The organism is Paenarthrobacter sp. FR1, from assembly GCF_051106045.1.
GTDB lineage: Bacteria > Actinomycetota > Actinomycetes > Actinomycetales > Micrococcaceae > Arthrobacter > Arthrobacter nitroguajacolicus_A.
Genome location: NZ_JBPFSF010000037.1, coordinates 1 through 506 on the forward strand (window position 1 = coordinate 1; position 506 = coordinate 506).

Consider the following 506-nt stretch of genomic DNA (forward strand, 5'->3'; position numbering starts at 1 on the left):
CACGAACTGAACCCGGGTACCGGGGTGGAGTTGCTGATCCCGGACTTCTCCGGCAAGCCTGAGCACATCGCGGCGATCTGTGATTCCAAGCCCGAGGTGTTCGCGCACAACGTGGAGACCGTGCCGAGGATTTTCAAGCGGATCCGTCCGGCGTTCCGGTACGAGAGGTCCCTGGATGTCATTACCCAGGGCCGGGATTTGGGCATGGTGACCAAGTCCAACCTGATCCTGGGCATGGGCGAGACCCGGGAGGAAATCTCCGAAGCCCTGCGGGACCTGCACCAGGCCGGGTGTGACCTGATCACCATCACCCAGTACCTGCGCCCTTCCGAGCGGCACCTCCCGGTGGACCGGTGGGTCAAGCCCCAGGAATTCGTGGACCTCCAGCACGAGGCCGAGGAGATCGGCTTCCTGGGTGTCATGTCCGGGCCGTTGGTGCGGTCCTCGTACCGGGCAGGCCGTTTGTGGGCCACCGCGATGCGGAAGAAGGGCTGGGAAATCCCCGC

1 protein-coding gene is annotated in these 506 nt (G+C 64.6%); it reads left to right on the top strand.

Annotation, left to right across the window (positions count from 1 at the left end):
- The coding region (locus ACR30Z_RS22615; protein ID WP_434374683.1) for a lipoyl synthase at positions 1-506 on the top strand (506 nt) is incomplete at both ends.